The organism is Bacillus sp. GW821-FHT11D08 (genome assembly GCF_058808515.1).
In genome coordinates this window covers 1-13,824 of sequence record NZ_JBXARS010000007.1, presented here as the reverse complement: position 1 = coordinate 13,824, position 13,824 = coordinate 1, and the positions used below count along the sequence as shown (strand labels likewise).

Here is a 13,824-nt window from a genome sequence, read left to right as displayed (position 1 = left end):
TTCCTCCCTTTTATTTACCTAAACAAAATTGTGAAAAGAGCTGATCAATTAAGCTTTCGTGGACGGCATCACCGATGATTTCGCCCAGCAGCTCCCAGCACCTTGTCAAATCAATTTGCACCATATCAATCGGAACATCCTGTTCAATTCCGTTCAGCGCATCATCAATCGCTTGCTTTGCCTGATGCAGAATCGAGATATGACGGGTGTTGCTGACATAGGTGAGATCTCCGCTTTCGATCGCTCCTGTATAAAATAGCGACTGAATCGCTTCCTCTAAATCTTGAATGCCTTCTTCTTTCAGCAATGAGGTCGTGACGACAGGCCGGCCTTTCGCCAGTTCCTTGACGCGCTCAGCGTCAATCTTAGCCTCAAGGTCCGTCTTATTCATAGTGACAATGACATCCATTCCCTCAACCGCTTCAAACAATTTCACATCTTCTTCAGAAAGCTCTTCGCTGTGGTTAAGCACAAGCAAAATGAGATCCGCTTCCTTCAGAACCTGCCGTGACCGTTCCACACCGATTCTTTCGACGATGTCTTCTGTCTCACGGATTCCGGCGGTATCGACAAGCCGAAGCGGCACGCCTCGGACATTGACATATTCCTCAATCACATCACGCGTCGTTCCCGGAATATCAGTTACGATCGCCTTCGTTTCATGGACAAGGCTGTTAAGCAGAGAGGATTTTCCGACGTTCGGACGGCCGATGATCACGGTAGACAGTCCCTCACGCAAAATTTTCCCCTGCTCAGACGTACGGAGCAGCGCCTCGATTTCTTTCTTCACGCCGCTTGCCTTCTCCACTAAAAGCTGATGCGTCATTTCTTCGACGTCATCATATTCCGGATAATCTATATTAACCTCAACATGGGCAAGTGTTTCTAACAACTCATCACGCAGACGGCGGACAAGCGCGGAAAGCCGTCCTTCCATCTGGTTCATGGCGACATTCATGGCACGGTCCGTTTTGGCCCTGATCAGATCCATCACCGCTTCCGCCTGTGAAAGGTCAATCCGTCCGTTTAAAAATGCGCGCTTCGTAAACTCACCGGGTTCTGCCAGTCTCGCACCTTCTCTTAAAGCAAGCTGGAGCACCTGATTAACCGTCACAATACCCCCATGACAGTTGATTTCAATGACATCTTCCCTTGTGAATGTTCTGGGCGCTCTTAAAACAGACACCATGACTTCCTCAATAATCCGTCCCGTCGTGCTGTCCGCGATATGCCCGTAATGAATGGTATGCGATTCTGCCGAACTGAGCGTTTTGCCTTTCGGACCCTTGTACATTTTGTCGGCGATCTTTACGGCTTCAGGGCCGCTCAGCCGAACGATCGCAATCGCGCCTTCACCCATCGGAGTTGAAATCGCTGCAATTGTATCCATGCTGTTCACCTCTCTTTATCTCTGTTTCCATCTATATAAAAAATTTTATTTACGCCAAAATTAAAAGATAACATAGTTTGGTTTGAAGTGGAAGATACGTTATCCACAAAGGCAGAAATTCATCCCTTATTACTTTAACTTATCCACATGTGAATAACAATTAATTTTATTTCCTAAAACCTTTTTTATCAACAGCATAGACCGAAAAAGAAAAAACTTAAACGCAAAAAGTGCGATTCTGCTTAGGAATAGAGCCATTTTTACCAATAAAAAAACCGAAGTTCCGATTTTACCCGGACTTCGGTTTTCTGCTATCTTTATGGGAAATAACGAGATGGCGGTACCGGCCTTCACCGGTAGAAAACGTTTTGATATTTGGATGCTTTGACAGCGCGTCATGGATGATTTTTCTTTCACCTGACGGCATCGGTTCTAAATGCACATCTTTTTTCGTTTTCGACACTTGCTTGGCCAGCCTGTTTGCCAGCTGCTCCAGAATTTCTCTTCTTTTCCGCCGATAATTCTCAGCGTCGACAACGGCTTGGCGATACTGGCCGGAGCCGCGGTTCAAAACAAGCTGCGTCAATGTTTCCAGGGCATTGAGTGTTTGTCCTCTTTTGCCAATAAGCAGCGCCGCTTTTTCACCTTTAATGTGAAAACAGACTGTTTTCTTGTTTTCTTCCGTAACAATCTCAGAAGGTCCGGCAATGGAATGTATGATTTCTTCCAAATACGCTTTCGCTTCATGAACAGGATTTTTTTTCTCTTCCAGTTCTACGATCGCATTCTTTTTTCCGAAAATACCCAAAAACCCTTTGTATTCTTCTTGCGCCACCGTTATTTCTACTTGATCTTTCGTCAGTTGAAGTTCCTGAAGGCCTGATTGAACTGCTTCTTCGACATTCCGTCCCGCAGCAGTCACCTTCTTCACTTTTTCTTTCCTCCCGCTTTCTGCGTTTCCGGATCGTGTTTAATGTCAGGTCCTTTAATAAGGAATGTCTGAGCAATCATAAACAGGTTTCCGACTACCCAATACAGAGAAAGCGCGCTCGGGAAGTTGATCGCAAATACGATAATCATGATCGGCATAATCCATACCATCATCGCCATTTGAGGATTCTGAGTCGGATTTCCGGCCATCATCAGCTTCTGCTGGACAAAAGTGGCCACACCGGCAACGATAGGAAGAATATAGTAAGGATCCTTCTCTCCTAGGTCAAACCATAAAAAGCTGTGCTGTGAAATGGCTTGCGTACGCATAATGGCGTGGTAGAATCCGATCAAAATCGGCATTTGAATCAGGATCGGGAAACATCCCGCCAGCGGGTTTACCCCGTGCTTTGAAAACAGGGCCATCGTTTCCTGCTGAAGCTTCTGCTGCGTTTTTTGATCTTTAGAGCTGTATTTTTCTCTGAGCTTCTGCATTTCAGGCTGCAGCGCCTGCATCGCTTTTGAGCTTCGAAGCTGCTTGATCATCAGCGGCAGAATCAGCAGACGAATTAAAATCGTAACGATGATGATCGATAAACCATAGTTATCGCCCGTCAGTTTCGCTACGTACGTAATGACTTCTGACAATGGATACACAACATATTTGTCCCAGAAATGCGGACTGTTCGCCGTAATCGGCTCTTTCACACTCGAGCACCCGGCCAGCAGCACGAGCATACCGACCATACTCAGTAGTAACCATATTCTCCTTTTCAAGAACGTTTCCTCCTATACCAATCTTTATGAACCTTGTATGTATTTTAGCATCTTTCAGTTTCAAATGGCGTTCATTTTTCGCCAAATAAAAGGAAGCGCTTTTAAAAACGTGAAGAAAACAAAATATGAGCTATTTTGACGAAGATTTCTTATATAATGAGGTTTTTCTGAATAAGTGCTGCAGACTCTTTTTCGTTTCTTCAAAACTGAGGTCGCCGGCGGGTTTTCTTGCGATAATAATAAAATCTTTCGGCTTGAGCAGCTCTTTTTCCTCCTGAACAGCCTGTCTGATTAACCGCTTCACCCGATTGCGCACGACGGCATTGCCGATTTTTTTACTGACAGAAAGCCCTACCCGGAGCTCTTCCTGTTTCGGCTGATCAAGCGTATACAGCACGAACTGGCGGTTTGCCATAGACGTTCCGCGTTTAAACACTTTTTGAAAATCTTCATTTTTCTTTAACCGATTTCGCTTCTTCACTTTAATTCACTCCGATATTCACTCGCAGAAACTTTTATTACTATCTAAAAAAAACGGGCCGCCGGAATACTGAAGAAATTTCTCCAGTACCGGGCGACGCATGACATCTCACTCTCTTAATGTGAAAAAAGACCACTGACATTATTCAGTGGCCTAAGCTGATAATACTTTTCTGCCTTTGCGGCGACGGCGTGCTAATACTAGACGACCGTTTTTTGAACTCATACGGCTTCTGAAGCCATGAACTTTACTGCGTTTACGGTTATTCGGTTGGAATGTTCTTTTCATTTATGACACCTCCCTCGAGGAATAGCTGTTAAAGACAGTCTTACTTATTATATTTGTGCTGCCTATTCATTGTCAACTTCAGCAGTGCTTTTATTTCTTACAACCATAATAGGATAACATACCTTAACCAGTTTAGAAACCTTATTTTTCATATTCCTTTTTTTAACGCAAAAAAAAAGCCGCGCTCCCCCGAAAAAACGACATGTGGATAATTTTTTGGCCTTTTTTTAATATCCACAGTCGTTATCGACAACATTTTCACATTGCTAACTCCTGTGGACAAAGATTTTTCAACAAGTTGTCAGGTTTGTGGATAAGATTACGAGAACCATTGCAAGTCCTCGCTTAATTTGATATTATATTTGTGTTTTAACTCTTAATTACTTATCCAGCCCATTCTCTTTATCCACAAACTGTGGATAAGTTGTGGATTGTTTTCACACAGCTTGTGTAGATTGTTGTCCACAACTTGTGGAATTTGTCGAAAAGCTGTTTTTCTACTATACTATATGTTTTCAACATTTCGTGTGTACGAATGGTCAGAGCCATATGCTCTTTTTTTGTGTTCTATAACAGGAAAAGGGCGCGGATTTTTAAAGAAAAGGAGGGCTGTGCCGGATAATGGAGAATATATTGGATCTTTGGAATCAAGCTCTAGCTCAAATTGAGAAAAAGCTAAGCAAACCGAGTTTCGAAACTTGGATGAAGTCGACGAAAGCCCATTCGCTGCAAGGGGATACCTTAACCATCACCGCTCCCAATGAATTTGCCAGAGACTGGCTGGAGTCCAGGTACTTACATCTCATTGCAGATACTATATACGAATTAACCGGGGAAGAATTGAGCGTCAAATTTGTCATTCCTCAAAATCAGGACGAAGAAAACTTTTTACCGAAACCGCAAGTGAAAAAAGCGGCAAAAGAGGAACCGTCTGATTTTCCCCAAAGCATGCTCAACCCGAAATATACATTCGACACATTCGTCATCGGATCGGGAAACCGATTCGCCCATGCAGCATCACTGGCTGTGGCGGAAGCACCCGCTAAAGCGTACAACCCTTTATTTATATACGGGGGAGTCGGCTTAGGAAAAACTCACTTAATGCACGCGATCGGCCATTATGTCATTGATCATAATCCTTCAGCCAAAGTGGTGTACCTGTCTTCTGAAAAATTCACAAATGAATTCATCAACTCAATCCGCGATAATAAAGCCGTTGATTTCCGCAACCGCTATCGGAACGTTGATGTACTTTTGATAGATGATATTCAATTTTTAGCCGGAAAAGAACAAACACAGGAAGAGTTTTTCCATACATTCAACACGCTTCATGAAGAAAGCAAACAAATCGTGATTTCCAGCGACAGACCGCCGAAAGAGATCCCGACCCTTGAAGACCGCCTTCGTTCGCGGTTCGAATGGGGATTGATTACGGATATCACACCGCCGGATCTGGAAACGCGGATTGCCATCCTGAGAAAGAAAGCGAAGGCGGAAGGCCTTGATATTCCGAACGAGGTCATGCTTTACATCGCGAATCAGATTGACAGCAACATCCGCGAACTGGAAGGGGCATTAATCCGGGTTGTCGCCTATTCATCCTTAATCAATAAAGACATTAACGCAGACCTGGCTGCAGAAGCATTGAAAGATATTATTCCGTCTTCTAAGCCGAAGGTCATTACGATAAAAGAGATTCAGCGGCTTGTCGGACAGCAGTTCAACATTAAGCTTGAAGATTTCAAAGCGAAAAAGCGCACGAAATCCGTGGCGTTCCCAAGACAAATTGCGATGTATCTTTCAAGAGAAATGACGGATTCTTCTTTGCCTAAAATCGGGGAAGAATTTGGCGGCAGAGACCATACAACCGTCATTCACGCCCATGAAAAGATTTCAAAACTGCTGATTGATGACGAGCAGCTTCAGCAGCAGGTGAAAGAAATAAAAGAACTGCTTAAATAATAGTGCCCTCGGATGAATCGGGGAAAGTGTGAATAACTTTTTCATAGCCATACACAGTCTGTCCACATGTGGATAGGCTGTGTTTCCTGTCTTTTTCACAACTTATCCACAAATCCACAGGCCCTACTATTACTACTGCTATTTTTAAAATATATTAATTATATTATCCGTTAGGAGGATAAACATGAAATTTACGATTCAAAAAGATCGTTTAGTCGAAAGTGTACAAGACGTTCTAAAAGCCGTTTCATCCAGAACCACAATTCCCATTCTCACCGGTATTAAGATCGTCGCCTCAGATGAAGGAGTATCTTTCACAGGAAGTGACTCTGATATTTCAATCGAGTCATTCATTCCGAAAGAAGAAGATGATAAAGAAATCGTGACGATCGATCAGCCGGGAAGTATCGTGCTGCAAGCGCGTTTCTTCAGCGAAATCGTTAAAAAACTTCCGATGGCGACTGTTGAAATCGAAGTTCAAAATCAATATTTAACGATTATCCGTTCCGGAAAAGCCGAATTTAATTTAAACGGCCTTGATGCAGATGAATATCCGCATCTGCCGCAAATCGAAGAGCATCACGCCATTCAGATTCCGACGGATCTTTTGAAAAACCTGATTCGCCAAACCGTGTTCGCTGTGTCCGCCTCAGAAACACGCCCTATCTTGACAGGTGTAAACTGGAAAGTCGAAAACGGTGAATTATTATGCACTGCCACGGATAGCCACCGACTCGCTTTAAGAAAGGCGAAGCTTGATATTCCGGAAGACAGCTCTTATAACGTGGTCATTCCCGGGAAAAGCTTAACTGAGCTGAGCAAAATTCTTGATGACAACCAAGAACTGGTTGATATCGTCATTACAGAAACCCAAGTTCTGTTCAAAGCGAAAAACGTATTATTCTTCTCAAGATTGCTTGACGGAAACTATCCGGACACGACCAGCTTAATTCCGCAGGAAAGCAAAACGGAAATCGTCGTGAACACGAAGGAATTTTTACAGGCGATAGACCGTGCTTCTTTATTGGCGAGAGAAGGCCGCAACAACGTTGTAAAGCTTTCTGCCAAACCGGCGGATTCGCTGGAGATTTCATCAAATTCTCCGGAAATCGGGAAAGTGGTCGAAGCTGTGCTGGCTGACCAGATTGACGGCGAGGAATTAAATATTTCATTCAGTCCAAAATATATGATGGACGCACTGAAAGTACTTGAAGGAGCGGACATCCGTATCAGTTTTACGGGAGCGATGAGACCGTTTCTTATCCGTACGCCGAATGATGAAACCATCGTTCAGCTCATCCTTCCGGTCAGAACGTATTAATCAAACAGAATGTGCTGCCGGCTTAGTTCGGCAGCTTTTCTATTCATCAGCCGCTCCCTCAAGTTTTCCCTTTCCTTATTTCAGGATTTTTTAGTACAATTAGATATTAGTGATATTTGAAAGAGGTCGATATTATGGCAAATCCGATTTCGATTGATACAGAAATGATTACGCTTGGCCAGTTTTTAAAATTAGCCGATGTGATTCAGTCCGGCGGCATGGCGAAGTGGTTTCTGAGCGAGCATGAGGTGACTGTCAACAATGAACCTGACAATCGCCGCGGCAGAAAGCTTTACGTTGGAGACGTGGTCGCGATTGAAGGATTTGGTTCATTTCAAGTCGTCAATTAAAGCGGGTGACAGCGGTTGTATATCCAAAATTTAGAATTAACATCCTACCGTAATTATGAGCGCGCTGAGCTTCAATTCGAAAACAAGGTGAATGTGATCATCGGGGAAAATGCCCAAGGCAAAACCAATCTGATGGAAGCCATCTATGTCCTTTCGATGGCAAAATCACACCGCACCTCAAATGACAAAGAACTTATACGGTGGGACGAAGACTATGCTAAAATAGAAGGAAGAGTGATGAAGCGAAACGGGGACATCCCGATGCAGCTTGTCATCTCCAAAAAAGGTAAAAAGGGCAAGGTCAATCATATAGAGCAGCAAAAACTCAGTCAGTATGTCGGAGCGCTGAACACCATTATGTTTGCCCCTGAGGATTTAAATCTCGTCAAAGGAAGCCCCCAGGTGAGGAGGAGATTTCTCGATATGGAGATCGGGCAGGTTTCTGCCGTTTATCTGTATGATTTATCTCTTTATCAAAAAATCCTTTCACAGCGGAATCATTTTCTGAAACAGCTGCAAAGCCGGAAACAGACTGACCGGACCATGCTTGACGTTCTCACTGATCAGCTGATTGAAGCAGCCGCAAAAGTTGTCGCCAAACGTCTGCAGTTTACGGCGCAGCTTGAAAAATGGGCGCAGCCGATCCATTCCGGCATTTCCCGGGGACTTGAAGAACTGACGCTTAAGTACCACACGGCGCTTGATGTATCAGATCCCAAAGATTTGTCGAAAATAGGTAACAGCTACCAGGAGTCTTTTTCGAAATTAAAAGAAAAAGAAATAGAACGAGGCGTCACATTATTCGGACCGCATCGGGATGATGTCCTTTTTTATGTGAACGGACGCGATGTGCAGACGTACGGTTCGCAGGGACAGCAGCGTACGACGGCTTTGTCTTTGAAGCTGGCCGAAATAGATTTGATTCATGAAGAAATCGGAGAATACCCCATTTTACTTTTGGATGATGTACTAAGCGAGCTGGATGATTACCGACAGTCCCATTTGCTTCATACGATCCAAGGCCGTGTGCAGACATTTGTCACCACGACAAGCGTGGATGGCATTGACCACGATACCTTACATCAAGCAGGAATGTTCCGTGTGGAAAACGGTACGTTAGTGAAGTGAAGAAATGAGGTGAGCGATTGTATATTCATTTAGGTGACGACTTTGTCGTTTCAACACGCGATATCGTCGGCATTTTTGACTGCAAGGTCAATGTATCGCCGATCGTTGAAGAATTTCTGGACAGACAGAAAGAAAAAGTAGTGCCGTCCGTAAACGGCACGCCAAAGTCTATCGTAGTCACGACTGAGAATATATATTACTCTCCCTTATCTTCCGGCACACTGAAGAAACGTGCGCAATTTATGTTAGAAATAGATTCTTAGCGGATCTTTACAATGAATATATCGTTTAAGAAAAGTGTAGGTGAATGTGCATGGCTATGGAACAGCAGCAAAATAGTTATGATGAGAATCAGATACAGGTATTAGAAGGTTTGGAAGCTGTTCGAAAGAGACCGGGGATGTACATCGGATCAACTAACAGCAAAGGCCTTCACCACTTGGTGTGGGAAATCGTCGACAACAGTATTGACGAAGCCCTGGCCGGTTATTGTACAGATATTAACATCGAGATTGAAAAAGATAACAGCATTACCGTTAAGGACAACGGGCGCGGAATTCCGGTCGGTATCCAGGAGAAGATGGGCCGCCCTGCGGTTGAAGTCATCATGACCGTTCTCCACGCCGGCGGTAAATTTGACGGAAGCGGATATAAAGTATCCGGCGGTCTTCACGGTGTAGGGGCATCTGTCGTAAACGCCTTGTCGACCACTCTTGACGTTACGGTTCATCGTGACGGAAAAATCCACTATCAGGCGTACGAGCGCGGTGTACCTGTGGCCGATCTTGAAGTGATCGGTGATACTGATAAGACCGGAACGATTACGCACTTCGTTCCGGATCCGGAAATCTTCAAAGAAACAATCGTATACGACTATGATCTGCTTTCAAACCGTGTCCGGGAATTGGCCTTCCTGACAAAAGGCGTAAACATCACGATTGAAGACAAACGTGAAGGACAAGAACGGAAAAACGAGTACCACTACGAAGGCGGAATCAAAAGCTATGTTGAGTACTTAAACCGTTCCAAAGAAGTCGTTCATGAAGAGCCGATTTATATCGAAGGCGAGAAAGACGGCATAACGGTTGAAGTTGCATTGCAATACAACGACAGCTATACAAGCAACATTTATTCTTTCACAAATAATATCAACACTTACGAAGGCGGGACGCACGAAGCCGGATTTAAAACCGGTCTGACCCGTGTCATAAACGACTATGCAAGAAGAAAAGGGATTTTCAAAGAAAATGATCCGAATTTAAGCGGGGATGATGTGAGAGAAGGGCTGACTGCCATTATTTCAATTAAGCACCCTGATCCGCAATTCGAAGGGCAGACGAAAACCAAGCTCGGCAACTCCGAAGCGAGAACGATCACTGATACGCTGTTTTCTTCTGCGCTGGAAACATTCCTTCTTGAAAATCCGGACTCAGCCCGCAAAATCGTTGAAAAAGGTTTAATGGCCGCAAGAGCGCGGATGGCAGCGAAAAAAGCACGGGAATTGACCCGGCGCAAAAGTGCGCTTGAGATTTCCAATCTGCCGGGCAAACTGGCGGACTGTTCTTCTAAAGATCCGAGCATTTCCGAGCTGTATATCGTAGAGGGTGACTCTGCGGGCGGATCAGCGAAACAGGGACGGGACCGTCATTTCCAAGCTATTCTGCCGCTGCGCGGTAAGATTCTGAACGTTGAGAAAGCCAGACTTGATAAGATCCTCTCAAACAATGAGGTCAGATCAATGATCACGGCTCTCGGAACAGGAATCGGAGAAGATTTTAATCTTGAAAAAGCGCGTTATCATAAAGTGGTCATCATGACGGATGCCGATGTTGACGGCGCCCACATCAGAACGCTTTTATTAACGTTCTTCTACAGATACATGCGGGAAATCATCGAAAACGGCTATGTCTACATTGCCCAGCCGCCGCTTTATAAAGTGCAGCAGGGAAAACGGGTGGAATACGCTTATAACGATAAGCAGCTTGATGAGCTGTTAAAAGAGCTTCCGCAATCACCTAAGCCCGGCCTCCAGCGTTATAAAGGTCTTGGAGAAATGAACGCGACTCAGCTTTGGGAAACGACAATGGACCCTGCGACCAGAACGCTTCTGCAAGTCAATCTTGAAGATGCAATGGACGCTGACGAGACTTTTGAAATGCTGATGGGTGACAAAGTAGAACCGCGGAGAAACTTTATAGAAGCAAACGCCAGATACGTGAAAAATCTTGATATTTAACCAAGAAAGCCTTATTTTCGTTAAGAAATAAGGCTTTTTTCTCAAAGCGGCTTCTAAAGCCTCTGAAAACCCGCAAAACCCGTATATTCTACTAAATTAATGTGTATAAACACAAGTTTATTGATATAATGGAGAATAGTGAAATCGTATTGAAGATCATAATGGACAATCTACTCCCACATTATTTCATGTGATACTTCAGGGAGGTTTTTTTAATGAGTGAACAAAACACACCACAAGTACGTGAAGTCAATATCAGTCAGGAAATGCGGACATCCTTCCTGGACTATGCAATGAGCGTTATCGTATCCCGGGCGCTTCCGGATGTGCGTGACGGTCTGAAGCCGGTTCACAGACGGATATTGTACGCAATGAATGATTTAGGCATGACCAGTGACAAACCATATAAAAAATCTGCCCGTATCGTCGGTGAAGTTATCGGTAAGTACCACCCGCACGGTGACTCAGCGGTTTACGAATCAATGGTCAGAATGGCGCAGGATTTTAACTACCGCTACATGCTTGTTGACGGACACGGCAACTTCGGTTCGGTTGACGGCGACTCAGCGGCCGCGATGCGTTACACAGAAGCGAGAATGTCAAAAATCGCAATGGAAATCCTCCGGGACATTACGAAAGATACGATTGATTATCAAGATAACTATGACGGCGCAGAAAGAGAACCTGTCGTCATGCCTTCGAGATTTCCGAATCTGCTCGTCAACGGAGCTGCCGGTATTGCGGTCGGAATGGCGACAAATATTCCTCCGCATCAGCTTGGGGAAGTCATTGAAGGCGTGCTTGCCGTAAGTGAGAATCCTGAGATTACAAACCAGGAGCTGATGGAATACATCCCGGGCCCGGATTTTCCGACTGCAGGTCAGATTTTAGGCCGGAGCGGCATCCGCAAGGCATATGAATCCGGACGGGGATCCATTACGATCCGGGCTAAGGCTGAAATCGAAGAGACATCATCGGGAAAAGAAAGAATTATTGTCACGGAACTTCCTTATCAGGTGAACAAAGCGAGATTAATTGAAAAAATCGCAGATCTTGTCCGGGACAAAAAAATCGAAGGAATTACGGATCTGCGTGACGAATCCGACCGTAACGGAATGAGAATCGTCATTGAGATTCGCCGTGACGCCAATGCTCACGTCATTTTGAATAACCTGTACAAACAAACGGCCCTGCAGACGTCTTTCGGAATCAACCTGCTGGCGCTCGTTGACGGACAGCCGAAGGTACTAAGCCTGAAACAATGTCTGGAGCATTATCTTGATCACCAAAAGGTTGTGATCCGGCGCAGAACGGCTTACGAACTCCGCAAAGCGGAAGCGAGAGCTCACATTCTGGAAGGTTTAAGAATTGCTCTCGATCATTTAGATGCCGTTATTTCTCTTATCCGCAATTCCCAGACGGCTGAAATTGCGAGAACAGGTTTGATCGAACAATTCTCACTGACTGAAAAACAAGCGCAAGCCATTCTGGATATGCGCCTTCAGCGATTAACCGGTCTGGAGCGCGAAAAGATTGAAGAGGAATATCAATCACTTGTTGCGCTTATCGCCGAGCTGAAAGATATTTTAGCCAATGAAGCAAGAGTTCTTGAGATCATTCGTGAAGAGCTCAATGAAATCAAAGAGCGTTTCAATGATGAGAGACGCACTGAAATCGTGACGTCCGGTCTTGAAACAATTGAAGATGAAGATCTTATCGAGAGAGAAAATATCGTCATCACACTGACCCATAACGGCTATGTTAAACGTCTCCCGGCGTCCACATACCGCAGCCAAAAACGGGGCGGAAAAGGCGTACAGGGAATGGGAACGAATGAAGATGACTTTGTGGAACACTTAATTTCCACATCAACGCACGATACGATCCTGTTCTTCTCTAATAAAGGGAAGGTATACCGTTCTAAAGGATATGAAATCCCTGAATACGGCCGTACGGCAAAAGGCATTCCGATTATTAACCTTCTGGAGGTTGAAAAAGGCGAATGGATTAATGCTATTATTCCGGTCAGCACGTTTGATGAGGAGCAATACCTCTTCTTTACGACCAAACAAGGGGTGTCGAAACGTACGGCACTGTCCCAGTTTGCGAATATACGGAATAACGGGCTGATCGCCCTAGGTCTCCGGGAAGACGATGAACTGATGGCCGTCCGCCTGACTGACGGCAAGAAACAAATCATCATCGGAACGAAGAACGGTTTGCTGATCCGTTTCCCTGAAGCAGATGTAAGACAAATGGGACGCACAGCTGCGGGTGTTAAAGGCATCACGCTGACAGACGATGATGTCGTAGTAGGCATGGAGATTCTTGAAGAAGACTCCCATGTCCTCATAGTGACAGAAAACGGCTACGGCAAACGCACACCGGCTTCAGAATACAGAGTTCAAAGCAGGGGCGGAAAAGGCCTTAAAACATGTAAAATCACTGACAGCAACGGTCCGTTAGTAACCGTGAAAGCAACAAAAGGCGAAGAGGACTTAATGATTATTACGGCAAGCGGCGTGTTAATCAGAATGGATATTAATGATATTTCCACTACGGGACGCGTAACACAAGGCGTCCGTCTGATCCGCATGTCTGATCAAGAGCATGTAGCCACTGTGGCGCTTGTGGAAAAGAATGAAGAAGAGCCGGAAGAAACGGAAGAAGTATAAACGAAAAAGCGCAGCTGCAACAGGCTGCGCTTTTACTATATAAAGAAATGAAAAAAAGCTTTGACACATAGCGATGATACTGATATAATTCTTTTTGTTGTCTTTTTAATAGAAAGGCAAGCCTAGCGAAAATATTTTTTAAAAAAGTATTGACCTAGCAAACTGAAAATGTTATGATTAAGAGGTCGCTTCGAGAGAAGTAACAAAGTTCTTTGAAAACTAAACAAGACAAAACGTACCTGTTAATTCAAAGTTTTAAATAAATCGCACAGCGATGTGCGTAGTC

Annotated in this window: 12 protein-coding genes; 7 read left to right on the top strand and 5 right to left on the bottom strand. The window is 44.6% G+C overall.

Going from position 1 to position 13,824, the window contains the following annotated elements:
- Window positions 1-10: 10 nt before the first annotated feature.
- From mnmE to rpmH, 5 genes are all read right to left on the bottom strand, one after another.
- Complete coding sequence (mnmE, locus tag AC1RRX_RS14325) at window positions 11-1,390, bottom strand: tRNA uridine-5-carboxymethylaminomethyl(34) synthesis GTPase MnmE (protein ID WP_032868210.1); 1,380 nt, start codon at window positions 1,388-1,390, stop codon at window positions 11-13.
- 289 nt (window positions 1,391-1,679) lie between these two features.
- On the bottom strand, window positions 1,680-2,321 hold the full coding sequence (gene jag / locus AC1RRX_RS14320) for an RNA-binding cell elongation regulator Jag/EloR (RefSeq protein ID WP_144464668.1): 642 nt from the start codon (window positions 2,319-2,321) through the stop codon (window positions 1,680-1,682).
- Complete coding sequence (spoIIIJ, locus tag AC1RRX_RS14315) at window positions 2,318-3,067, bottom strand: YidC family membrane integrase SpoIIIJ (RefSeq protein ID WP_007409906.1); 750 nt, start codon at window positions 3,065-3,067, stop codon at window positions 2,318-2,320. Before spoIIIJ ends, jag begins: the two co-directional genes overlap by 4 nt.
- A 160-nt stretch (window positions 3,068-3,227) precedes the next feature.
- Window positions 3,228-3,578 (bottom strand): ribonuclease P protein component, encoded by a 351-nt coding sequence (rnpA, locus tag AC1RRX_RS14310; RefSeq protein ID WP_004392944.1) that lies wholly within the window; start codon window positions 3,576-3,578, stop codon window positions 3,228-3,230.
- A 153-nt stretch (window positions 3,579-3,731) separates the two neighbouring features.
- A complete protein-coding gene (gene rpmH / locus AC1RRX_RS14305) occupies window positions 3,732-3,866 on the bottom strand; it encodes a 50S ribosomal protein L34 (RefSeq protein WP_003178075.1) in 135 nt (44 codons plus the stop codon).
- A gap of 621 nt (window positions 3,867-4,487) precedes the next feature.
- On the opposite strand from rpmH, the gene dnaA reads away from it, so the two are divergent.
- The 7 genes from dnaA to gyrA all read left to right on the top strand — a co-directional run bounded on the left by dnaA (window position 4,488) and on the right by gyrA (window position 13,538).
- Window positions 4,488-5,828, top strand: coding sequence for a chromosomal replication initiator protein DnaA (gene dnaA / locus AC1RRX_RS14300; protein ID WP_144464666.1), 1,341 nt, complete (start codon window positions 4,488-4,490; stop codon window positions 5,826-5,828).
- Window positions 5,829-6,012: 184 nt separating this feature from the next.
- Entirely contained in the window at window positions 6,013-7,149 is a 1,137-nt protein-coding gene (gene dnaN, locus AC1RRX_RS14295; protein ID WP_014416704.1) for a DNA polymerase III subunit beta, read from the top strand.
- 134 nt (window positions 7,150-7,283) lie between these two features.
- Window positions 7,284-7,499, top strand: coding sequence for a ribosome maturation protein RlbA (gene rlbA, locus AC1RRX_RS14290; protein ID WP_004392910.1), 216 nt, complete (start codon window positions 7,284-7,286; stop codon window positions 7,497-7,499).
- Between the two features lie 15 nt (window positions 7,500-7,514).
- A complete protein-coding gene (gene recF, locus AC1RRX_RS14285; protein WP_007409910.1) occupies window positions 7,515-8,627 on the top strand; it encodes a DNA replication/repair protein RecF in 1,113 nt (370 codons plus the stop codon).
- Between the two features lie 17 nt (window positions 8,628-8,644).
- Window positions 8,645-8,890 carry an extracellular matrix regulator RemB gene (remB, locus tag AC1RRX_RS14280; RefSeq protein ID WP_004392908.1) on the top strand — a complete coding sequence of 82 codons (246 nt, stop codon included), beginning with the start codon at window positions 8,645-8,647 and terminating at the stop codon, window positions 8,888-8,890.
- A 56-nt stretch (window positions 8,891-8,946) separates the two neighbouring features.
- Window positions 8,947-10,863 carry a DNA topoisomerase (ATP-hydrolyzing) subunit B gene (gene gyrB, locus AC1RRX_RS14275; RefSeq protein ID WP_011996153.1) on the top strand — a complete coding sequence of 639 codons (1,917 nt, stop codon included), beginning with the start codon at window positions 8,947-8,949 and terminating at the stop codon, window positions 10,861-10,863.
- A gap of 215 nt (window positions 10,864-11,078) precedes the next feature.
- Window positions 11,079-13,538 (top strand): DNA gyrase subunit A, encoded by a 2,460-nt coding sequence (gene gyrA, locus AC1RRX_RS14270; RefSeq protein WP_015239009.1) that lies wholly within the window; start codon window positions 11,079-11,081, stop codon window positions 13,536-13,538.
- Window positions 13,539-13,824 lie beyond the last annotated feature (286 nt).

What these genes read in the sequence shown, in the direction of transcription:
- gyrA (WP_015239009.1), top strand. Translation starts at nt 11,079, where the DNA reads ATGAGTGAACAAAACACACCACAAGTACGTGAAGTCAATATCAGTCAG.
- gyrB (WP_011996153.1), top strand. Translation starts at nt 8,947, where the DNA reads ATGGAACAGCAGCAAAATAGTTATGATGAGAATCAGATACAGGTATTA.
- dnaA (WP_144464666.1), top strand. Translation starts at nt 4,488, where the DNA reads ATGGAGAATATATTGGATCTTTGGAATCAAGCTCTAGCTCAAATTGAG.
- mnmE (WP_032868210.1), bottom strand. Translation starts at nt 1,390, where the DNA reads ATGGATACAATTGCAGCGATTTCAACTCCGATGGGTGAAGGCGCGATT.
- dnaN (WP_014416704.1), top strand. Translation starts at nt 6,013, where the DNA reads ATGAAATTTACGATTCAAAAAGATCGTTTAGTCGAAAGTGTACAAGAC.
- rpmH (WP_003178075.1), bottom strand. Translation starts at nt 3,866, where the DNA reads ATGAAAAGAACATTCCAACCGAATAACCGTAAACGCAGTAAAGTTCAT.
- spoIIIJ (WP_007409906.1), bottom strand. Translation starts at nt 3,067, where the DNA reads ATGGTCGGTATGCTCGTGCTGCTGGCCGGGTGCTCGAGTGTGAAAGAG.
- rlbA (WP_004392910.1), top strand. Translation starts at nt 7,284, where the DNA reads ATGGCAAATCCGATTTCGATTGATACAGAAATGATTACGCTTGGCCAG.